Annotated in this window: 14 protein-coding genes; 3 read left to right on the forward strand and 11 right to left on the reverse strand. The window is 67.9% G+C overall.

Annotated elements, in window-relative coordinates:
* The 4 genes from R2707_08905 to R2707_08920 form a co-directional block, all read right to left on the reverse strand.
* Window positions 1-2,079: a hypothetical protein gene (locus R2707_08905; protein MEZ5245200.1), complete on the reverse strand. Its 2,079-nt coding sequence runs from the start codon at window positions 2,077-2,079 to the stop codon at window positions 1-3.
* Window positions 2,069-2,596: a sigma-70 family RNA polymerase sigma factor gene (locus tag R2707_08910; GenBank protein MEZ5245201.1), complete on the reverse strand. Its 528-nt coding sequence runs from the start codon at window positions 2,594-2,596 to the stop codon at window positions 2,069-2,071. The genes R2707_08905 and R2707_08910 overlap by 11 nt, the downstream gene beginning before the upstream one ends.
* 103 nt (window positions 2,597-2,699) lie before the next feature.
* Window positions 2,700-6,032 (reverse strand): error-prone DNA polymerase, encoded by a 3,333-nt coding sequence (locus tag R2707_08915; GenBank protein MEZ5245202.1) that lies wholly within the window; start codon window positions 6,030-6,032, stop codon window positions 2,700-2,702.
* A complete protein-coding gene (locus R2707_08920; protein MEZ5245203.1) occupies window positions 5,974-7,338 on the reverse strand; it encodes an O-antigen ligase family protein in 1,365 nt (454 codons plus the stop codon). Before R2707_08920 ends, R2707_08915 begins: the two co-directional genes overlap by 59 nt.
* A gap of 68 nt (window positions 7,339-7,406) precedes the next feature.
* Here R2707_08920 and R2707_08925 point away from each other — a divergent pair, with 68 nt between their 5' ends.
* The gene (locus tag R2707_08925) at window positions 7,407-8,636 is read left to right on the forward strand and encodes an acyl-CoA dehydrogenase family protein (protein MEZ5245204.1); all 1,230 of its coding nucleotides are present in this window, start codon (window positions 7,407-7,409) and stop codon (window positions 8,634-8,636) included.
* Window positions 8,637-8,696: 60 nt separating this feature from the next.
* Entirely contained in the window at window positions 8,697-10,091 is a 1,395-nt protein-coding gene (locus R2707_08930; GenBank protein ID MEZ5245205.1) for an ABC transporter substrate-binding protein, read from the forward strand.
* A 13-nt stretch (window positions 10,092-10,104) separates the two neighbouring features.
* Here R2707_08930 and R2707_08935 read toward each other — a convergent pair whose 3' ends face one another.
* The 3 genes from R2707_08935 to R2707_08945 are packed head-to-tail and all read right to left on the reverse strand — an operon-like array spanning window position 10,105 to window position 16,448.
* Window positions 10,105-12,999 (reverse strand): ATP-binding cassette domain-containing protein, encoded by a 2,895-nt coding sequence (locus R2707_08935; GenBank protein MEZ5245206.1) that lies wholly within the window; start codon window positions 12,997-12,999, stop codon window positions 10,105-10,107.
* Window positions 12,999-15,224 (reverse strand): MFS transporter, encoded by a 2,226-nt coding sequence (locus R2707_08940; protein MEZ5245207.1) that lies wholly within the window; start codon window positions 15,222-15,224, stop codon window positions 12,999-13,001. The genes R2707_08935 and R2707_08940 overlap by 1 nt, the downstream gene beginning before the upstream one ends.
* 42 nt (window positions 15,225-15,266) lie before the next feature.
* Window positions 15,267-16,448: an acyl-CoA dehydrogenase family protein gene (locus R2707_08945; GenBank protein ID MEZ5245208.1), complete on the reverse strand. Its 1,182-nt coding sequence runs from the start codon at window positions 16,446-16,448 to the stop codon at window positions 15,267-15,269.
* Between the two features lie 26 nt (window positions 16,449-16,474).
* Here R2707_08945 and R2707_08950 point away from each other — a divergent pair, with 26 nt between their 5' ends.
* The gene (locus R2707_08950) at window positions 16,475-17,707 is read left to right on the forward strand and encodes an amidohydrolase family protein (protein MEZ5245209.1); all 1,233 of its coding nucleotides are present in this window, start codon (window positions 16,475-16,477) and stop codon (window positions 17,705-17,707) included.
* A gap of 88 nt (window positions 17,708-17,795) precedes the next feature.
* Here R2707_08950 and R2707_08955 read toward each other — a convergent pair whose 3' ends face one another.
* From R2707_08955 to R2707_08970, 4 genes are read right to left on the reverse strand one after another with little or no spacing between them, the layout of a single operon-like run.
* Complete coding sequence (locus R2707_08955) at window positions 17,796-19,664, reverse strand: ABC transporter ATP-binding protein (GenBank protein ID MEZ5245210.1); 1,869 nt, start codon at window positions 19,662-19,664, stop codon at window positions 17,796-17,798.
* A complete protein-coding gene (locus tag R2707_08960) occupies window positions 19,664-21,556 on the reverse strand; it encodes an ABC transporter ATP-binding protein (GenBank protein ID MEZ5245211.1) in 1,893 nt (630 codons plus the stop codon). The genes R2707_08955 and R2707_08960 overlap by 1 nt, the downstream gene beginning before the upstream one ends.
* The gene (locus R2707_08965; GenBank protein ID MEZ5245212.1) at window positions 21,553-21,975 is read right to left on the reverse strand and encodes a MarR family transcriptional regulator; all 423 of its coding nucleotides are present in this window, start codon (window positions 21,973-21,975) and stop codon (window positions 21,553-21,555) included. The genes R2707_08960 and R2707_08965 overlap by 4 nt, the downstream gene beginning before the upstream one ends.
* A 29-nt stretch (window positions 21,976-22,004) precedes the next feature.
* The gene (locus R2707_08970; GenBank protein ID MEZ5245213.1) at window positions 22,005-23,192 is read right to left on the reverse strand and encodes a hypothetical protein; all 1,188 of its coding nucleotides are present in this window, start codon (window positions 23,190-23,192) and stop codon (window positions 22,005-22,007) included.
* Between the last annotated feature and the right edge of the window lie 19 nt (window positions 23,193-23,211).

The following is a 23,211-nucleotide window of genomic DNA, read 5'->3' on the forward strand; positions in this document are numbered from 1 at the left end:
CTAGCCGATGGTGAAGCGCACCCAGCTGCCTTCCGCACTCCGGGCCACGACCACGTCACCGTTGATCGCGGCCGATCCGAAGCCCACATCTTCACCGTCGCCGTCGAGATCCTCGACGATCCAGTTGATCCCGTCGGCGGTCGCCACGAGCCAGAGGTCGGGTGTGTAGTCGTAGTCGGGCTCCACCCATCCGCTCTCAGCCTGGGCCTCGGTGATCGCCTGCGACGTCGCCTCGTCGAAGGTCGCCATCGACACGGTCACGACGACCTCCCCCTCGGCGTCGAGCAGGGTGACGTCGGTGCCGAACTCGTCGTAGCGGATGAAGTCGGGCATCACCGACATCTGGGGGTCGATGATCTCGTCGATGACCATTGCGCCGGTCGCGAGCTCCGTCACCTGCACCGTGTTCGTGCCGTCGGCCGCCGTCTCGGACCGGATCTCGTAGCCGTCCTGTTCGATGGTCACCACGTAGGGGACCTGCTCGTACTCGTAGTCGTAGGTGGCGACGTCGATCACCGTGGCGACTCCGCGACCGCCGGACTGACCGAACCAGAGGTTGGCGCCGTCGGGCAAGCCGGGGAGGTCGACCGGGGTCCATCCGGTACCGTCGGCCGCGGCTCGCCAGATCGTTCCGGAACCATCGACCCCGATGACGCCACCTTCCACGGCGGCCAACGACTGGAGTTCGCCGCCGCTGGGCGGTCCCGCGAGGTCGTTCCAGACGATGCCATCCGCGGAGAACCTCAGGATCGCCGCCGACGACTCGTCGAGCCGGTAGGGCCAGCCGGCGGCGATGAAGCCGGCGTCGGTACCGACGACGTCGCAGCACTCGCTGTCGCTCGCCGGTGTGGCCGACTCGACGGCTCCGTTCCAGCTCCCTCGCCAGGCCTGAAGCGTGCTGACGCCGTTTCCGTTGTACTGCTCGTAGTCGGCGTAGGTGATCCCGAGATCACTCCAAGGGATGACCCGACGCTCCGACGACTCGTCCGCGATCGTCGTGGTCGTCGCAAGCTCACCACTGTCGTAGTAGTAGCCGCCGTACTCGCCCGACTCGATGACGACCCCTCGCTCGTCGACCGTCCAGCCGTAGTTGGTCGCCTCGATCTCGGTGCGGACATCGTCGGGCAGGAGCGCCCAGACGTCGACATAGGAGCCCGAACCGACCGTGAGATACCAACCGCCCGCTCCCAGGGCCAGGTCGCTGGCATAGGAGTCGACGTGTGCGTACGCGGGGGCATCGTTCGCCGCGACGACGGGAACGACCTGGGAGTTCCATTCGACGAGATCGGTGGTCGTCGAGACGGTGATGGCGCTCGTCGTGCCGGTGTCGTCCCACAGCTGTTCGACGACGACGAGGTGTTCGCCGTCGGACTGGGCGAGACTCACGTAGTCGGAGCCGCCGGGGAGTGCGAAATCGTCGAGCCGGGTCCAGGTCTGGCCGTCGGCGGAGACCGAAGCCTCCGGTCGATACGTGCCTCCGGCGATCACCTGGCTGTAGGCGTTGTACATCTCGGGGTCGGCCATGACCGCGTCGGTTGCTTCGTCGAGGAGGCCGGCCGCTTCCAGCAGGGCAGTGGCCTCGTCGATGTCGGTGACGTCGCCGACGACCTCCATGACCTCGGTCGGAAGTCGATCGGCGATGTCGGGCACGAGATCCGCCATCGTGACGTCGGACGGTTCGAACACCTGACCGAAACTCACGAAACCGTCACCCCACGGGAGCACCGTGTCCAAGCCGCCAAAGGAGACCGCCATGTCGCTCGCGGCTGAGCCCGACGCGGCATCGGCGACCGGAGGCTCGGTCGTCGTCGTGGTGGTGGTGGCCGCAGCGTCGTCGACGTCGTCGGGCTCGTCGACACCCGACGCCACGTCGGCGTCGGTACCCCCGTCGTCGGCCGTCAACCGGATCACACCGGCGACCGCCACGACGAGCACCACCACGGCCGCGACCGCCAGGAGCCGCTGGCGTCCGAATCCACGTGGCCGGCGCGCGACGATGTCGTCGGCCGAGAGGTCGCCCAGCTCGTGTGTGGTGGCCAGGCGCTGCATGCGGGAACGAAGTTCGTCATCATGCGTCATCAGGGTGCTCCAGAACGGTTGCGAGCCGGTCGAGCGCACGGCTCAAACGGCTCTTGACGGTGCCGGGGGCGATGTCGAGCGCCTCGGCGGTTTGGAATTCGGACCAGTCGAGGAGGTAGCGCAGCACGACCACGGTCCGTTGCTCGATCGGGAGGGCCGCCAGCGCGGCGTCGAGCTCCGGCTCGACGACGGCCGGTGGCGCAACCCGATCGGGGGAATCGGCTCGAACGACCTCGCGCAGCAGCTTGCGACGGCGGCTGAGCGCCCAGTTCAACCCGACCCGGTAGGTCCAACCGGCCGGGTTCGTGTAGCCGCCCACCTCGTCCCACCGCTCGAAGGCCCGGGTCATCGCCTCGGCAGTGGCATCGGCGGCGAGGGCGTCGTCGCGAAGCGTCATCGCCAACGCCGTCGCAACCGGGCGATGGTGTTCGGCGAAGAATGCACGGAAGTCCACGACGACCGCGGCAACGCTCTGGTCAACCACCAGTTCAAGGGGCTGCGGGACGTCGTTCGCCATCGTCACACCTCCCAGACTCCACAGAGTCGCGATCGGTTCCATCCTCGTCGGATTTCTTTTCGTCTGCTCGCCCGACGTCGCGGGATCAGTACTGGATCCCCGGTCATCGGAAGTCACGAGACGATGGTGCGGCACCGACCGGCAGCGGTTCGAGACGGTCCGCCACCACATTGATCACGCCCTCGTGCTTTTCGAGTCGCCCGCGGATCAACAGTGCCGGTGCGCCGCGAGCGGTCTTCTTGTAGCGCTGCCAGCAACCCTGCGAGATGACGACATTGATCAGACCGGTCTCGTCCTCGAGATTGAGGAAGGTGGTGCCCCCGGCCGTCGCCGGCCGCTGCCGATGGGTGACCACCCCGCCGACGAAGACCCGCTCCCCTGCCGGATGGTCGACGAGTCCGGCCGAGGTGACCACGCCGATCTCCGTGAGCTGTGCCCGGATGTAGCGGGTGGGGTGGCCGTCGGGAGCGACCCCGGTGGCCCAGAGATCGGCGTGGGAGAGCTCCTGGGGCGACATGCCCGGAAGCGTGGGAGCGTCAATGCCGGTGACGATCCCCGGCAACCGGTCGGCGGCGGTCTGGGCCATGGCGCCGGCCGTCCACAGTGCAGAACGACGGTCGACGCCGAAGCAGCCGAACGCTCCCGCCGTGGCCAGCGCCTCGAGGATCGGAAGCGAGAGCTTCGGCACCCGCCGACGCAGGTCCTCCACCGAGGCGTAGGGCCGTCCGGCCTCGATCTCCTCGGCCAGTGCGGTGCCGAGGCCACGCACGTAGTCGAGCCCGACCCGCACCGCCCACCCGCCGGTTGACGACGGATCGACCTCGAGGGTGGCCGTGGCCGCCGACGCGTTGAGATCCGGGGTGCGAATGCCGACCCCGTGACGACGGGCGTCGCCGACGATCGTGTGGGGCGACCAGAACCCCATCGGCTGGGCGTTGAGGAGCGCAGCGCAGAACGCGGCCGGATAGTGGTACTTGATCCACGACGAGGCGTAGACGAGATACGAGAACGACACCGAGTGGCTCTCGGGGAAGCCGTAGTTGGCGAAGGCGGCGAGCTTGAGCCAGATCTGTTCGCCGATGTCGTCGGTGATGCCGTTGGCCCGCATGCCGGCGAAGAACCGTGCCCTGAGTTGCTCCATGCGTTCGCGGCTGCGCTTGGAACCGACGGCCTGGCGGAGCTGGTCGGCCTCGGACGGGGTGAAGTTCGCGACGTCGATCGCGATCTGCATGAGTTGTTCCTGGAAGAGCGGGATGCCGAGGGTCTTGGCCAAGGCGTTCTCGAGCAGCGGATGGAGGTAGGTGACGGGCTCCTCGCCGTTGCGACGGCGGATGTAGGGATGCACTGATCCGCCCTGGATCGGACCGGGCCGAATGAGTGCGACCTCGACCACGAGGTCGTAGAAGCACCGCGGCTTGAGCCGGGGAAGGGTCGCCATCTGGGCCCGCGACTCGATCTGGAACACGCCGATGGTGTCGGCCTTCTGGAGCATGTCGTAGACCTCGGGCTCCTGCGGGAGCGCAGCGAGATCGACCTCGACGCCATCGGTGTCGCGGATGAAGTCGATGGCGTAGTGCAGCACCGACAGCATGCCGAGTCCGAGCAGGTCGAACTTGACGAGACCGGCGGCGGCACAATCGTCCTTGTCCCATTGCAGGACGCTGCGGTTCTCCATGGCGCCCCACTCGACCGGGCACACCTCGATCACCGGCCGGTCGCACATGACCATGCCGCCGGAGTGGATGCCGAGGTGACGGGGGAAGTGCTCGATCTCGGCCGCGAGCTCGAGCACCGGCGACGGGATCGAGGTGTCGGGGTCGACGGCTCCCGCCTTCACGTCTCTCCAGCGATCGACCTGCTTCGAGAACGCGTCCTGCTGGCCGGTTGCATGGCCGAGCGCCTTGGCCATGTCCCTGATTGCCGACTTCGCGCGATAGGTGATGACGTTGGCGACCTGGGCGGTGTGGTGGCGGCCGTGCTTTTCGTAGACGTACTGGATCACCTCTTCGCGTCGGTCGCTCTCGATGTCGATGTCGATGTCGGGCGGGCCGTCGCGTTCGGGCGAGAGGAAGCGTTCGAAGAGCAGGCCGAGCGACACGGCGTCGGCGTTGGTGATGCCGAGGGCGAAACACACCGCCGAGTTCGCGGCCGAACCACGGCCCTGGCAGAGGATGTCGGATCGACGGCAGAAGTCGACGATGTCCCACACCACCAGGAAGTAGCCCGGGAACCCGAGCTGATCGATGAGCGCCAGCTCACGATCGAGCTGAGCCCATGCACCGTGGACCTGCTCGGCGGCACGTGAGCCGTAGCGGCGGGTCCCGCCCTCCTCGACGAGTCGGCGCAGGAACGCCATCTCGTCGAGCCCGTCGGGACAGGGGTAGGGCGGCAGGTTGGGCGCCACCAGCGAGAGGTCGAAGGCACAGTCGAGCCCGATGGCCGCCGCCCGCTCGACCACACCCGGGTATCTGGCGAACCGCAGCGCCTGTTCGTCACCGGAACGGAGGTGGAGTCCGGCAGGCGGCAGCCAGCCGTTGATCTCGTCGAGACTTCGGCGGGCCCGTACCGCGGCCATGGCCGATGCCAGCCGATGACGGGCGACCGAGTGGTGGTGCACGTTGCCGGTCGCCACGAGATCGAGGCCAGTGGCCACGGCGAGCTCGGCGAGCTCGTCGTTGCGCACCGAATCGGTGGGGAGGCCGTGGTCCCAGAGTTCGACGGCCACGTTGGTCCGGCCGAAGTCGGCGATCAGTCGGTCGAGGGCGCGACGGGCGGCGGCCGGCCCCGCCTCGACGAGGGCACGCGGCACCGGTGCCTTGCGACAACCGGTGAGGATCAACCAATGGTCGTGACCCCGTTCCGAGCCGACCCCGCCGAGTTCGACGAGGCGTTCGTAGCTGATCCGCGGTGCGCCCTTCTCGCCGGCGAGCTGCCCCTCGCTGATCGCCCGTCCGAGCATCGCGTAGCCCTCTGGATCGCGGGCCAGGACCAGCAGGTGCTCCCCCACCGGATCGGCCGGGCCGGGCCGCGAAAGGTCGATCGACGGACGGTCGAGTGTCAACTCTGCGCCGAAGACGGTCGGCAAGCCGATCGCCCTCGCGGCCTCGGCGAAGCGGACGATGCCGTAGAAGCCGTTGTGGTCGGTGAGCGCCAGCGCCTTCAGGTCGAGCCGGGACGCTTCCTCGGCCAGCTCCTCGGGATGGGACGCGCCATCGAGGAACGAGAAGTTCGAGTGGCAGTGGAGCTCCGCATACGGAACCCGACTTGCACGTCGTGCCGGCTCGGGCGGCGGCTCGTAGTCGCTGCGCTTGCGCGTCCACGCCGGACTGTCGCCGCCGTCGCCCTCCCACAGATCCCGAACGCGGCCCGAGGGCGGCCTATCCGAAAGTGTGCGTTCGAGGTCCTTCCACGGGACGTTCGGACTGTTCCATCCCACCACCGGAAGGGTAGGCGAACGTTTGTTCGCTTCCAAGTCGGTCGATCTGGGCCGCGATGGTCCCCACCGCCACCACGTAGAACACCAGCGGCGATGCCGTCTCGAACACCGAATCGGTCAGGGCGAAGAGGCTGTAGCCGATGACCACGAGGAGCCCCGCGGCGCCGAGGGCACGCGCATCGGATCGCCGGCTCCGCAGGGCGTGCGCGAAGATCCAGCCCGGCGCAGCCAACAACGCGAGCAGTGTCACCAGACCCACGATGCCGCCGCTGCCCAGGTGGGAGAGGTACTGATTGTGGGGGTGATGGTGTTCGGCGATGCGGTCGGCCCGTACGCCGGCGGCCACGTCCTCGGCGAACCGATCGTCCATGTTGCCCCAGCCGATGCCGAGCACCGGCGACTGCCGGAACCCTGCGAAGGCGCTGCGCCACATCTCGAAGCGCGCGCCGATGGAGGTCTCACCGGTCACCTCGGTCTGGCCGTGGTTCGCCACATAGTCGACGGTCTGCGACACCCCCCGGTCGAAGGCCCGCCTCGCGGCGTGATCGTTGGCATTGACCGCGATGAGCATCATCGGAGCGATGGCGAGCAGCAATGCGGCGAGATACCGCATCCGCCGCGGACTCGGAGACCGATGGTGGTGCACCAGGGTCACGACGACGATCGCGGGCACCGCGATCCAGCCGCCCCTCGACTGGGACAGCACCGCCGCGGTCAACGACATCGTGACGGCGGCGAGCGTCCAGCGGGCGATGTGGCGCTCGTCGCCGACGGCGAGCCCACGGGTCACCGTGGCGATGAAGCCCAGGAGCAGCGCCATCTCACCGAAGTGGATCGGGTTCACGGCCGATGTCGGCCGAACCATCTCGGCCAGGAACAAGGCGAGCAGCGACACCGTGCCGGCCGCGATCGAGCCGGCGACGGCGCCGAGCCAGATGGCCGGGCGCAGATCGACCCGAGCCGAGCCCCGGACGACCGCGAAACCGATCGGGACCAGACTGAACCGCAGTACGGCCACCGCGGCCTCGGCGCCGCCAGCGCCCGCCACGGCCGACCAGAGACCGCCGAGCGCGAAGGCGACACCCACCGCCATCAGGTCGTCGCTGGCCAGCTTGGGGGCCTGTCCGACGACGCGGCCGCGGCGGATGCGGAACACGACCATGGCGATGACGGCGGTGACGAGCAGGACGTCGGGCGCGAGGACGATGATCATCGGCGCGACGATGGCCGCGCCGATGTACCAACGAGCCTCCGAGCTTTCCCGGGGCGCATCGGTGTTTCCGAGCCCTGTGACGACCGCCGACATGCGCGCATGGTACGGAGTCCGCCGCCGGAATGGATGTCATGGTGACGCCTGGCACTACGGTCACCGCCATGAGTATCCGAGAGACCGTCGCCCAGTGGGCCCGCGCCAACTGGGACCCGACGATGACCGTGCGCGAGTGGTGGCAACTCCTCGCCGACGAGCGCTACTCGCTGCCGTCGCTTCCCGAAGACGCCTACGGGCGCGGCTATTCCCGACAGGAGGAGAACGAGGTCAAGCTGGGCCTGTCCGACGCCGGAACGCTCGGTCCGCCCGGCGGCATCGCCACGATGATGGCAGCACCGACGATCGCTGCCCACGGCACCCCCGAGCAGATCGAGCGCTTCGTGAAACCGATCCTCGAGGGCATCCACTCGTGGTGTCAGCTGTTCTCCGAACCCGGGGCCGGATCCGACCTGGCCGGTCTCCAGACGAAGGCCGAACGAGACGGCGACGAATGGATCGTCAACGGTCAGAAGGTGTGGACCAGTCTCGCTGCGGGCACCGATTTCGGGATGCTCCTCGCCCGCACGGATCCCGAACAACCCAAGCACAGCGGCATCACCTGGTTCGCCTTCCCGATGCTGCAGGACGGGGTCGACATCAGGCCCCTCGTGGAGATGACCGGCCAGGCGTTCTTCAACGAGGTGTTCATGGACGACACCCGGGTCCCCGATGCCAACATGATCGGCGACCTCAACGACGGCTGGCGGGTCGGGAACACCACGCTGGCCTTCGAGCGCGGCAGCCTCGCCGGCGCGGGGATCGAGCTGCCGTTCGCTCGGGCCGGATCGACGTCGGCCGACCTCGATCAGCCCGCTGGCGGGTTCGGCATGCGCACGGAAGGCGGCCCCCGTCCCCAGCACGACGCCGCACCGACCGCGGTGCGGTTCGGTCGCTATGCCCGCGAGCTCGGCCTCGACGACGCGGCCCGGCGGGACGCCCGAGTCCGCCTCCACGTCCGCGAGGAGGTCAACCGCCTCCTCGGCCAGCGAGCCCGATCCGGCGCCGTCCCCGCGATCGGCAACCTCGGCAAGCTCGCGATGAGCGAGATCGCCCGCATGAAACGCGAGGCGGGCAACCAGTCGATCGGCGCGCTCGGCATGCTCACGGGCGACGACGCGGCGGCCGGACCCGGCAACGGCGAGATCCAGGCCGCGACCATGCACTCCCCCGCCCCGTCGATCTACGGCGGCACGGATCAGGTCCAGCGCAACATCCTCGGCGAACGTTTCCTCGGCCTCCCCAAGGAGCCCGGCCCCGCCAAGACCACCCCCTTCAAGGACCTCCCCAAGAACTGACCGGCGCGGCGATGTGAGATCTGTCACACTCTGAGTGCCGGATGGACCAAGGGGGGCTCCATGACTGCACACCCGCGTCGACTGCTGTCGGCACTTCTCGTCGTTCTCGCGATGCTCGCCGCCGCGTGCGGTGACGACACGGGAGAGACGACGGAGGCCGTCGACGATCCGACCACCACGAGCACTGCCGCGCCCGACGACGGTGATCCACCCGCCACATCCACGGCGCCTCTCGACGGCGTGGAACCCTTCGACTCGTACCGGGGCGTCACCGCCGACACGATCACCATCGGGGTGACATCGACGGACCTGGACGAACTTCGCGACCTCGGCCTCGTCGACATCAACAACGGCGATGTGCCGCTGATCTGGGACACGCTCATCGCCGACATCAACGCACGCGGGGGCGTCGCCGGTCGGCAACTCGAGATCGTCTATCGCGAGTACAACCCGGTGTTCACGGCATCGGCGGACGACGCCTGCATCGAGCTCACCCAGGACAACGAGGTCTTCCTCGTGATGGGTGGGATCGGCGGTCCCGCCATCGACAGCGTGCTCTGCTTCGTCGAGCAGAACGCCACGATGATGATCGGCGGGACACACACGCCGGCCCACTTCCCGCGAGCGGAGGCGCCGTGGGTCTCCATCTTGATGAGCGCCGAGCGCCGCCACCAGGGAACGCTGGCGCTCTATCAGGAGCTGGGCCTGCTCGACGGGAAGGTCGCCACCTACGACGATTCGAGCGAACACGAGTCGGTCACCGTGGATGTCGTCCTCCCCGCACTCGCCGACCTCGGTGTCGATGTCGTCGAGTCGTTCACGAGCACCATTCCCCAAGGCGACGAGGTCGCTCTGGCCGATCAGGCCGAGATCTACGCCGAGGTCATCAAGGACGAGGGCATCGACACATTGATCATCGTGCAATCGCAGTTGGCCTTCGGGATCGCCCACATGCGCGAGGCCGGGTTCGAGGGCAACATCGTCGCCATCGACACCGGGGAACAGGTCCTGACGATCGGCGGGTTCGACGAGCGTGATCCGGCCCTCTACGACGGGACGTACGCGCCGATGGGGCCCTCACGCGACGAAGCCTGGGAGCTCCCCGCGTCGCAAGCGTGCTACGACATCCTCCGCGACGCCGAGGGCATCGACGTGAAGCATCCCGACGAGGTGCCCGACGGCGAGCCGAACTGGGCCGGCGGCATGGGCGCACCGTGCGCATATCTCACGATCTTCGAGGCCGCAGCCAACTACGCAGGCGGTGATCTCAACCCGGACACGTTCCTCGCCGGCATCGACGCGATCGGTTCGATCGATCTGGCCAACATCACGTTCGCGAGCCTCGGCCCCGACAAGTACGACGCCAACGATGCGCTGAGGATCGGACAGTTCGACTCCACGGTCGGCGAGAACGGCAGCCTCGTTCCGGTCACCGACGTGATCGACATCAGCTGAGTTCCGGTTCGTTTCAGCCGAGGTCGCTGCGGTCGATGGCCCGGCGGTCGGTGCCCAGATAGCTGGCGATCACCGCCGGATCGCGCCGGACCTCGTCGGGCACGCCCTCGGCGATGACCCGACCGTCCTCGAGGCAGTACACGCGGTCGGACATCGACATGATCAACCCCATGTCGTGTTCGATCACGATCATCGTCGCGTTCAGTTCCCGCCGGATCGACATGAGGAGCGGGCCGAACGCCTCGGTCTCTCGCTGCGCGAGGCCTGCCGTGGGCTCATCGAGACAAAGAACATGGGCATCGAGCGCGAGGAGGCCGGCGAGTTCGACGATCCGACGAGTGCCCGTGGACAGTTCGTTGATGAAGGTGTCGGCATAGCGGCCGAGCCCGAGGAAGTCGATCAGCTCGGCCGCCTGTCGCCGCTTGCGCCGGTCACGACGGAGCGCGACGGGAAGGAAGAGGGACGTCGAGACGAGACCCGTGCGCTCGCGCGCTTCCAGCGCGACCAGCACCGTCTCGCGCACGGTCAGCTCCGGGAAGAGATCGGCAGCCTGGAACGTGCGACCGAGACCTGCCCGGGTCCGCGTGTGTGCCGGCAGCGAGGTCACGTCACGGCCGTTGATGAGCACGGTCCCCGTCGACGGCACGTAGCCCCCGATCGCGTTCATGAGCGTCGACTTCCCGGCACCGTTGGTACCGATCAACCCGACGACCTCGCCGTGTCGCGCTTCGAAATCGACCTGATCGACGGCGATGATGCCACCGAATTTCACGTCGATGTCGATCGCTCGAAGCGCGACGTCGCCCTCCGGTTCGACATGGGCACGCTCGGAGAGCATGACAGGACGGGACGTGCTCGCCGGGACCGGGGCCGGCGGCGGATGACGGCGCCCCACCCACTCGACGAGGGCATCTCGGGCGACGTACCCGGCGTGCACGAGGCCGGCAGGGAAGTAGAGGATCAGGATCAACAGCCCGATGCTCGACGTGAAGAGCGGCACGAGCTCGTTCTCCGGCCAGAACGACGGCAGGCCGATGATCCACGTCGAGCCGATCACCGGTCCCAACAGGGTGCCGAGGCCTCCGATGACGACCATCGACACGACATTGAGCGAATCGTCGAGGGTGAAGAACTGGTTGGCGAGCGGCACGTTCTCCACGAGGCCGCCCAGCAGCGCGCCGCCGAAGCCGGCGATGCCGCCGGCAAGGGCGAACGCCATCAGCTTCATCCGAACGGGCGACACGGAGTAGGCGCTGGCATTGTCCTCGTTGTCGCGCACGGCGATGATCGCCCGTCCGATTCCCGAGCGACGCAGCCGGGCCACGACGACCAGGACGACGACGAGGGCCGCGAGGCAGAAGTAGTAGTAGTCGCGTTCGGTCGCGAGCTCCCACCAGCCGACCTTTCCCCGCTCGAACTCGACCGAAGAACCCTCGCCGTCGTCGAGCACGTCGCGGCGGAACAGATAGACCTGCGCCGCCAACGCGAACGCGAAGGTGCTCACCGCGAGGAGCAGGCCGCGCACGCGCAACGACCCGAGACCGACGACCGCGGCGATACCCGCCGTCACGACAGAGGCGACGAAGACCGCGAGCAGGAAGGGCATGTCGGGCAACGTGACCGCGAACCACTGCCAGTCCTCACCCCATCCGACACCGACATGGAACCCGCGGGAGAACGCCGCAGCCAGGAGCGCACCGAAACCGGCGAAGGCCATCTGGGCCAGCGACACCTGCCCGGACCAGCCGGTGATCACCGTGACGGACAGCGCGCACAACGCGAAGGCGACGATCCGGGCGTAGATGCGGTGGCGCGACGGCAGATCGACGACCGCGGGAACGACGAGACCGATCACGAGCAGAAGGGCCGGGCCGAGATGGACGAAGTGTCGCACCCACCAGATCGATCGCAGGTGAGCCGGCACCGGTCGCCGTTTGGAGACGAAGGCGAACGACGCGCGTCCTTCACCCTCACCGCGGGTCTGCACCACGATGGCAGCCACGACCAGGATGAAGAGCACGAAGTCGAACAGGCCCGGGTCACCGAGGTGGATCCGCAGGATGTGGGTCTGGAGCAGGCCGAGCGCGACGCCGGCGAGGAGCGCTCTCCGGAACGAGACCATGCCGCCGATGACCGCCGCGGCGAGCGCTCGTGTCATCGTCACCGGCCCGAGGTTCTGGATGCCGGTCGCCTCTCCGCGTCGCCCGGCCAGCATGATCATCGCCGCTGCGGCGAGAAACCCCGCCACGGTCCACACGAACAGCGACACGGTCCGTGGATTGATCCCCTGGAGCCGGGCGAGGTCCGGGTTGGTGGCCGACGCCTGCACGGTCTGCCCGAAGACGGTGCGGTTGAGGAAGACCGACAGCCCCACCGCGAGAACCGGCACCATCACGAGGATCGTGAGGTCCGCCCCCTCGACCTCGACTCCCCACAGCGGTTCCCACTGCGAACCCAACGGCACGGGAAACCCCTCACCGCTCTCCGGGGTCGCGGCGGGAAGCGCGAACAGGATCGCCTGCATCAGCTGCGCGATCCCGATCGTGGCGACGAGCACGATCACCCGGGGAGCGTCGAAGAGGCGCCGGACGACCGCGAGTTCGAGCAATCCGCCGCCCACGGTGCCGACGGCCAGGGCGACCACGAGGGCGATCCAGTACGGGAAGTTGTAGTTGACGACCATGATGGCCATCAGGCCCATCGCCGGAAGACCCATGTTGCCGACGGCCAGATTGATGACCCGGGTCGAGCGGTAGATCAGCACGACGCCCATGGCGATCAACCCGTAGACGAGGCCGGTGACCACGCCGTTGAACATCAGCTGCCACGAACTGCGATCCACCCACCAGGCCCACAGCCAGTCCCAGACCGGGACGTCGGCGACGATGCCCACCATGCCGACGACCATCAGCCGCCCTCCCCACCGAGGAACACCGCACGGGCGATGTCGTCGCGTTCGAGAAGCTCGGCCGCCGAACCCTCGAACCGCACCTGCCCCTTCTCGAGGAAGATCGCCCGGTCACTGATCTGCAGCGCGATGTTGATCGACTGCTCCACGATGATCATCGTCTGTCCCTGCTCCCGCAGGCGGTCGATCAGCTCGAGCAGTTCCTGCACGACCGAGGGCGCGAGCCCCAGCGAGAGCTCGTCGATCAGCAACACGTCGGGCTCGTGGAGCATCGTGATCGCGAGCGCGAGCATCTGCTGCTGACCACCGGACAGGTTGCGTGCGAGATCGCGCTCCCGGCCCGTCAGCGCGGGGAAGAGTTCGGTGACCCGGTCGATTCGCCGACGCGCGTCGGCCCGGTCGGCGCGGTACTTGTAGGCGCCCATGACGAGGTTCTGCTGCACCGTCATGTCCCCGAAGACCCCCTTGCCACCGGGGAGCTGCTGGATTCCGAGCCCACTGCGCACCTGGGGTGAGCTGAACGTGATGGTGCGGCCGTGATGGCGGATCACCCCCCGCGACGGCGTGCCGAGTCCGCTGACGACCCGCAGGACGGTCGACTTGCCCGCCCCGTTCGTACCGAGCAACGCCAGCGACTCGCCCTTGGCGACCTCGAAACCGATGTCGAACAGGACCTGGACCTTGCCGTAGCTGAAGTCGAGATTGTTGACCTGGAGCGCAGGAATGTTGGCGGGGTCTGCGGCACGCCGGTCGGCCTCCTCCAACTCCTCGCGCAACTCCTGCACGACCTGGGAGAGGTCGAGCTTGACGAACGACGCCGCCCGCATCATCAGCGCGCCACCGACGAGGGTCGTCGGCACGCTCAACACCAACACCGTGGCACGAGGTCCCCACGCGTCTGCGAAGAAGAGCGCGAGCAGGCCTCCGCCCACGGCGCCCGTGAAGAAGATGTAGAGCGTGCCGAGGGCGGCACCGAGCCCGCGGAGCCGATAGGGCACGATCGACTGGAGCATCGGCTGCACCATCGCGAAGGCGGCGAACAGCATCACCTCGCGCGGGATCGACAGAACAACGAACGACGCAACGTTCGGCATGAAGTACTGGACGGGCATGAGGAAGGCGGAGAAGAAGATCAGTGCGCCGACCAACCGCAGCACGAGGCTCGGGTCGCGACGGTAGAGCCGGTCGAACCTCGGCCCGATGAAGACGAGGGCGATCATCACGAACACGCCGCCCGCGGTCTTCGCGATGCCTCGGTCGAGCGCCTCGAGGTCGAACTCCTCCTCGAGGAAGAGATTCTCGAGGAACGGCGCAGTGAAGATGCCGAAACCCATGGCGCTGAAGCCGACGATCACGCCGCGCAGGGTGCGGATCTGCCACAAACGGGAGAAGGCTGCGTCCATGCTCGGCGGCAACGGATCGTCTTCGGCGATCGCTTCGCCGAGCACGTCCTCCTTCTCCCACCGGCCCCTCGCCGGTTCCTTCAAACGGAAGGCGGCGAAGGCGAAGAACACCACCGGCACGCCGAGGATGTAATACGCCCAGCGCCAACCGTCGACCTCACCCGGGCCGTTCGCGAGCTCGGTGATCCCGCCCACCAGCAGCGGACTGAGCACCGCGACGCCGCGCCCGGCGATGGCCGTGATGGCGCCGATCCGGCCCCGGATCCCGATCGGGTAGGCATCGGCGAGCATGGATCCGTGCACCGGGATGGTGTTGGCCTTGGCGATGCCGACACCGAATCGGGCCCAGAAGAACGCGAAGGCGTTGGGCACGATGCCGCTCAGGAAGACACAGACACTGAAGGCGATGCTCGACCAACCGATCACCGGTCCTCGCCGGTAGCGATCCGCCAACCAGCCCATCGGGACCGCACCGAGCACCACGAACGCCGCCGAGATCGCCCCGATGAAGGTGATCACGCCGTCGCCGACCCCGAAGGTGTCACGAATGTCCGGGGCCAACAGGGCGAATGCGGAGGTCTGCAACTCGTCCATCGAGTTGAGGATCAACAGCACGACGAACGTCGCCGCGCCACCTCCCATGGCCAGACCCCGTTTGAGGCTCAGCTCCTCGCTGCCGACGCCGGGGAGGAGGTCATCCGCGAAGAGCAACTCCTCGGTGTCCGCGGCGTCTCGGCGAGACGCCTCCTCCTCGAGCACCATGCCGGCGAGCGCGGCCGCGTGGGGCGTCGAATCGTCGCTTCCCTCGTCCCCCTCGGCCATCGTCCCCCCGGATCGGCCTGCTGAATACTTCGATGGTCCTCGCTACTTCGGTGTTCTCTGCGCCTCGCTCCACGTCATTCCCTGCTCCACATCGATGTCGTGGGGCAGCCCGAGCAACCGCTCGGCGATCACATTTCGTAGCACTTCGCTGGTCCCGCCGCCGACGGTGAGCGCCGGCGAGAACAAGAACCCGTCGTTCCACTGCGACCAGGTTCCGTCCTCGTACCCCTCGGCGAGCATCCCGGCCGCGCCCTCGAGGTCGACGGCGAGCTCGTAGACGGTCTTGCCGTGTGGGTCGGCGAGTGCCTTGCGCAGCGACGCATCGGGCCCCGGCTTCTTGTTGAGCTTCGCGGCCACCAGCGCGAGCCGGTGGTAGCGGAGGATCTCGCCCTCGATGTAGGCCGAGAGCAGTCGCTCCTTGCGTGCACCACGCTCGATCCCGCCGCGAGCGCGCACGGCATCGACGAGATCGCGCACGGTCGGGCCGTGGCCCCAGCGCAGGCCACCCTGGCTGAGTGACACCCGTTCGTTGGCGAGCGTCTGCTTGGCCATCGCCCAACCGTTGTGCTCCTCGCCGATGAGGTTGTCGGCCGGAATCCTGACCTCGTCGAAGAACACTTCGTTGAAGAGGCCGCCACCACTCATGTTGACGATCGGACGCACCTCGATGCCGGGCGTGGCCATGTCGACGATGAAGTAGCTGATGCCCGTGTGCTTCGAGACCTCGGTGTCGGTGCGGGCGATGAGGATGCCGAACTTCGCGACGTCGGCGAGCGATGTCCAGATCTTCTGACCGTTCACGATGTACTCGTCGCCGTCGCGCACGGCCCGGGTCGAGAGGTTGGCGAGGTCCGACCCGGCGCCGGGCTCACTGAAGAGCTGACACCACATCTCCTCCCCGGTGAGCATCGGTGGGAGGTAGCGCTCCTGTTGGGCCGGCGTACCGTGGACGATGATCACCGGTCCGCAGTGTCCGGTACCGATCGGGTTGATCGGCTTCTTCGCCCCCGCCCGCTTCATCTCCTCTTCGATGATGAGCTGGTGCACCGGCTCGGCGTCGAGCCCCCATGGTTCGGGCCAGTGCGGGACGACGAGGCCCCGGTCGCGAAGTTGGGTCGGTGTGGGGTCGGGATTGGCGGCGAACCACGCCCGGAGTTCCTGGCGGCGAGGATCGTCGTCACCCGGCAGTTCGAGGGTGATCGATGATTCCGGACTGGCAGCCATGCCCCACACTAGGCAAGGCTCGGGTCATGACCGCCACCGACGCAGCGACCGACCACTACACCGTCATCTCCGCCGACACGCACGCAGGGGGAAGCCACGCCGCCTATCGCGAGTACCTGAGCGAGGAGTTCCGCGCCGAGTTCGACGAGTGGCGCGGCGAATACAAGAACCCCTACAAGGACCTGGGCGACAACCGTCGACTGCGCAACTGGGACAACGAGATGCGCAACACGGCGCAGCTCGACGACGAGGGCGTGGTCGGCGAGGTCGTGTTCCCCAACACGGTGCCGCCCTTCTTCCCCAGCTTCGTGCTGTTCGCCCAGCCCCCCACCGCCGAGCAGTACCGCCAGCGCCGCGCCGGCATCCAGGCCCACAACCGCTGGCTCAAGGACTTCTGCGACGAGTACCCCGAGCGCCGTGCCGGTGTGGGTCAGATCTTCCTCAACGATGTCGACGACGCGATCGAGGACCTCACCTGGATCAAGGAGAACGGACTCCGGGGCGGCGTCCTGCTGCCCAACATCGCCCCCGACGTGAAGTGGGTGAAGCCGCTCTACGACCCCTACTACGAGCCGCTCTGGGACGCGATCGAGGATCTCGACGTGCCGGTCAACTGCCATTCCGGCACCGGCAATCCCGACTACGGCAAGTACCCGATCTCGATGCTGCTCTACATCAACGAGGTCGGCTTCTACACGCAGCGTCCGCTGGTCCACATGATCCTCGGTGCCGTGTTCGAGCGTCATCCGAGGATGAAGTTCGTCCTCACCGAGATCGGCGCTTCGTGGATTCCGCCGCTGCTCGAGCAGCTCGACGACACGATCTCGCGTATCCGCGACACCGGCGAGACCGGCGAGATCAAGTACGACCGCGGTGTCCTCCCCTCGATGCTGGCGACCGAGCAGTGGGCCCAGTGCGGCTACGTGGGCGTCTCCGGTCCGAGCGCGGCCGACATCGACGCCCGCTACGACGTCGGCATCGACCGCTTCATGTGGGGCAGCGACTACCCCCACGACGAGGGCACCCATCCGAACACCAAGGAGCACCTGCGCCGCCGTTTCGCCGGCCTCGACCACTACGAATGCGTGAAGATGCTGTCGGGCAACGCGGCGAAGCTCTACGACTTCGACCTCGACAAGCTCGCCCCGCTGGCCCAGCAGTACGGCCTGACCCGCGAGGAACTCCACACGCCGGTCGCCGGCCCCGACGAAGCCGACTACATCGGCATCGGCGAAGACATGGACACCGACGCGCTCTAGACCTCGCACCCGCCACACCGGTGTCAGACACCCGCTACAGCGGATCCAGGTGTAGCGGGTGTCTGACACCGGTGTGACGGGTCGTGCGCTAACTCAGGCCGCCGGTTTCCCACATGCGGGCGAAGTGGCCACCGGCGGCGAGGAGTTCGTCGCGGGTGCCGACCTCGGCGACGCCGCCGTCGGCGACGACCACGATGCGGTCGGCCCGCATGGTGGTCTGGAGCCGATGGGCGATGATCACGGCGGTCCGGCCCTCCAGCACGACGTCGAGCGCCTGCTCGACCGCCTGCTCGGTGCGCAGGTCGAGCGACGACGTGGCCTCGTCGAGCACCAGTAGCCGAGGCTGTGACAGGAAGGCGCGGGCGAGGGCCAGGAGCTGACGTTCGCCGGCGGAGAGGGCGACGCCGCGTTCGTGGCACGGCGTGTCGAGGCGATCGGGCAGGCGATCGAGGAGGCGGCCGAGCCCGACCTGCTCGCACGCTGCTTCGAGTTCGTGGTGCTCGAGATCCCGGCCACCCATCAGCAGGTTGTCGCGGATCGAACCGCCGAAGAGGAAGGGCTCCTGGGGCACCACGCCGATCTGGGTGCGCAGCGATGCGAAGGTGACGTCGCGCACGTCGTGACCGTCGATCGTGACCCGGCCGACCTGCGGGTCGTAGAAGCGGTTGAGGAGTTTGGCGATCGTCGACTTGCCCGCACCCGTCGGGCCGACCACCGCGATCGTCTCCCCCGGGTGGATCTCGAGATCGACGTCGGAGATCACCGGTTCGCCGTCGTCGTAGCCGAAGGTGACCCCCTCCAACGTGATCTCGCCGACGACCGGCGGCAGCTCGTAGGCGTCGGGCTTCTCCGGAACCGTCGGCTCGCTGGCCAACACACCGTCGATCTTCACGACCGAGGCGAGACCCTGTTGGTAGATGTTGTAGAGGGCGACGAGCTCCGTGATCGGTGCGAAGAACGCACCGACGTAGAGCACGAACGCGATCAGCTCGCCGAGCGTGACCCGGCCATCGAGCACGAACTGTCCGCCGACGATCAGCAGGACCATCTGGGCGAACGGCCCCATCGCCTCCGAACCCGGCCCGTAGACGCCGTTGATGTAGGCCGTGCGATCGTTGGCGTCGAGGTACTCGCCGGCCTCGTTCTGGTGTTCGACCACGGCTCGTTCGCGGCGGTTGTGCGCAGTGATCAGCCGGATCCCGGCGAGGCTCTCCTGGAGATGGGCGAGCACGTCGGCGATCGTGTCGCGCACGCGGAGCTGGGCCGTCGCCGCCACATTGCGATACCACAGCGACAGCGCCAGCGTGCCCGGGATCACGGCCAACAGCGTGACCAGCGCGAGCAACGGGCTGAGCAGGAACAGCGCGACCGTGACCGCGACCAGCGTCACCCCCTGCACCGCCAGCTGCACGAGCCCCTGTTGGAACAGCTGCTGCAGCGGTTCGAGATCGCTCGTCATCCGGCTGAGCAGACGGCCGGCCCGCTCGTTCGTGTAGTAGTCGATGCTCAACCGTTGGAAGTGGGAGAAGAGCTGGACCCGCAGGTTGGCCATGATCCGGGCGCCGACCCGGCCCGCGGCCATCGTGCGCACGATCCCGACCAGGATCGACACGGGCACGAACACCGCGAAGACGACGCCGATGGTGACCACGAGTCCGCGGTCGCCCTTGCGGATGCCCTCGTCGATCGAGATCTGCAGGAGCAGCGGCCCGGCCTGCGACATCACCGCCTCGAGGGTGACGAGCAGGAACACCCCGAACAGCGCCAGCGAGTACGGCCGCAGGAAGCGCGACATCGTGAACCGGGTGTGGTCGTAGTCGCTCTGGCTGAACTCGGGCGGATCGACGGCGACCGCGGGCGGGCCCTCCTCCATCCAGCGTTCGACCGTCTCCTTGACTTCGGGCGGCACGCCACTGAAGCCCGTGTCGGCCACGCCTCCCCAACCGGCCGTCGCCATCAGCCGACCTCCCCGTCGGGGGTCTCGCCGGGTTCATGGGCGGGTTCTGGCCCGGGTTCTGGTCTGGGTTCTTCCAGGTGCTCGAGCAGCTCCCGGTAGCGCGGCTCGCTGCGCATCAACTCCTCGTGGGTACCGGTGGCCGCGACGACGCCGGCGTCGAGGAAGACGACCCGGTCGGCCAGGGCGATGGTCGACAGACGATGGGCGATGACGATGACCGTCCGGTCGGCGGTGGCCTCACGGAGGCCGGCGTGGATCTTCTCCTCGACGCGGACGTCGATGGCGCTCGTCGCGTCGTCGAGCACCAGCACCTGGGGGTCGTGCAGGAGCGCCCGGGCCAGCGAAATGCGCTGCCGCTGCCCACCCGAGAGCGTGTAGCCCCGCTCCCCCACCACTTCGTCGAACCCGTCGTCGAGGTCCTCGATGAACTCGATGGCCTGCGCAGCCTGCGCCGCGGCGCGGACCCGCTCGTCGGACGCGGTCGGGTCGGCGAAGGCGATGTTGTCGCGAATGCTCATCGAGAAGAGGAACGGGTCATCGAGGGCGACCCCGACCGTGTTGCGCAGGCTCTCCAGGGTGGCATCGCGGATGTCGACCCCGTCGATCTCGATCGACCCCGACCGCACGTCGTAGAACCGCGGGAGAAGACGGGCGACCGTCGACTTGCCCGATGCGGTCTCGCCCACCAGGGCCACCGTCTCGCCGGGGGCGATGTCGAGCGTGAAGCCCCGCAGCACGTCGGCATCGCCGCCGTAGCCGAACCGCACATCACGGAAGGAGACCGCGCCCCGGAGGCCGCCCCGTTCGCCATCGGAGTCGCCGCTGCGGGAGCCCCCATCGAGGAGGTCGACGGCATCGGGGCGTTCGACGATGGTCTCGGGCTCGTCGAACACCTCGTAGACCCGTATGGCCGACGCCTTCGCCCGTTGCGCCATCTGCACGAGGTGCCCGATGAAGCGGAACGGCACCTGGACCATCACCACATAGGAGCTGAACGCCACCAGGGCACCGATGCCCAGGGTGCCGTCCTCGACCAGCAGCCCGCCGTAGAGCAGCACGACGGCCAGACTCAAGCGGGGCAGATGCTCGAGCGCAGGGATGTAGCGGGCCGACACGTCGGCCCCCTTGACCATTGCCCACCGGAGCTGATCGGCCACGCCGGCCATCCGGGCGACCTCGTGCTGCTCGCCTCCGAAGTTGCGCACGACGCGCACGCCCGCGATGTTCTCCTCCACGAGGGTGGCGACGTCGGCTTGACGTGCCATCACCAGCCACCAGGCCGGGAGCTGGGGGTGGCGGCTCCTGAGTCCGATGAAGGCCACGATCGGGATGGGGATGATCGTGACCAATGTAAGCGGGATGCTCACCGCCAACATGAGCGCGAGGGCGAAGAGCAGGCTGATCAGCGACAGCGTCATGAACGGCCCGAAGTTCAGGAACATCTGCACCGCTCGGATGTCGCCGTTGGCCCGGGCCAGCAGCTGACCCGTCTCGGAGCGATCGTAGAAGTCGGCCGACATGCGTGAGAGGTGATCGAAGACGGCATGACGCATCGCCGTCTCGACCCGGAATCCCACGCGGAACATCGCCCGGCGGGCCGCGAAGCCGCTCACTGCGGTGACGACGGTCAGACCGGCGAGCGCCCACGCGTAGGGCGCGATCGAATCGGTCTGCTCGTCGAGCGCGTTGTCGATCGCCAGCATCAGAACGGCGGGGACGATCGTCCTCGCCGCCATGCCGATCATCGTGCCGACGATGGCGACCAGCAGGAGATAGCGGGTGGGCCGGACGACCGGCCACAGTCGTCGCAGCCATCCCTTCGACGCGTCGGGGTGAGGTCGTCCCTGGGGTTCGGGGAAGCGGGCGAGTTCGGACGTGGCGAGCGCAGTCACCGCTCGCTCCGCTTGGCGTCCAGGGCATCGCGCCACAGATCGAGCGCGTCGACTGCTCTGCTCCGCTCGTCGGCGTCGAGACCGTCGACGAGCGACGTCATCGCCGCCTCGGCCGCCGCGTTGGCGGTGTCGAGGGCCCGCCCACCGGCTGCGGTGAGCTCGTGGTCGACCCGGCGTCGGTCATCGGTGCTGCGGGTCCGGGCGACGAAGCCGTCTTCGACGAGGCCGTTCATCACGGTGGTGACCGTCGGCGGACGCACCGCGAGGAATCGGGCGAGCACACTGCTCGACGTGACGCCGGCCCGAACCAGGGACAGGGCCCGGAACTGCGAGCTGGTGAGACCCGTCTCGTTCACCGCGATCTCGATCGCCCTGCTCAGCGCGATCACCGTGAGCGCGTGCCCGCGATCGGTCGCCATTCCCTTAGCCCCCATAACAATTAGCGTAGCTAACGTTCGGGCTCGACCAGAACTCGGTGGTACACGGCACGGACCGCGAGCGCCTCACGGATCTCCGCCGTCATCCCTTCGGCGTACTCCGATCGATAGGTGTCGTCGGTGACGACCTGCACCGCGAACTGCAACCCCGACATCAACCCGATGAAGGCGGCGACGAGCACGAGCTGCCTCGTGAACACGAGTTCGGCTCCGAGGACCGACCAGGGCGAGCCCCAGTAGGTGTCGCTGCCGAGCGTCTCGTCGGTGAGGGTCGTCCACTGGAGCAGGGTGTCCTCGCGCACGGTGAGCAGCCCGAAGACCAGATAGAAGCCGGTGATCACGAGTGCGACGAGCAGGATCTGGATCGCCTGCGACACGAAGAGCAGCAGAGCGACGTTCCATTCGGCGCGGCGACCGAGGGCGGGGGCGTTGGGCGGCGCCTCGTCGTCGCCGGGCACCACCTCGACCACCGGCGTGCCGTCGCAGTAGGGCCGGACGTCGCTCCAGCGGGAGAAGTGGGCCAGGTCGACGGTGATGCGCCGCACCGACAGCATCACGAAGGCGGTGCCGATGGCGAGGACCACGCCGAGCACGCACAGGAAGTACGGCATCTCGAAGTCGTTCGCGACCTGCCACATCTCGGCATTGAGGAAGATGAAGGCCGAGAAGATCAGCAGGATCGGCAGCGACTTCATGGCGAGGTTGGCGATGTCGTTGATCTGGGCCCACACCTGACCCACCGACCAGCGCATCATCGGGATGATCCCCCAGGCCGTGAGCACGAAGCCGACGGCCAGGATCACCAGGTTGGCTCCGAGCACGTAGAGCAGGTTTTCGCTGCGGGCCCCCTCGGCCCCGATGGCGGTGGGGATCGAAGTGAGCACGAAGAACAGGAACAACTCCGGCGCCCCGACGGTGTCGGGCAGCATCCACGGCGGCCGGCCCCGCAGACGGTTGACGACCACGAAGGCGACGAGCATCAGCGCCACCCCGCCGAGGAACGCCAGCGCCTGACCGACTCCCGACCAGCGGTCACCGAAGACGAGGAAGAGCTCGAGGAAAACGACCAGCGACAGGAAGGGGAACATGCGCGACAGCACGTCTTCGCGGACCGAGTACTGATCGATCAGGTGGGGAAGCCCCTGGCGCACGAACCATCGCTCGGTCCGGTCGCGCTGTATCGCATCGGCGTCGGCCATGAGACCTCCATGATGGCCC

Source organism: Acidimicrobiales bacterium, from assembly GCA_041394245.1.
Taxonomy (GTDB): domain Bacteria; phylum Actinomycetota; class Acidimicrobiia; order Acidimicrobiales; family Aldehydirespiratoraceae; genus JAJRXC01.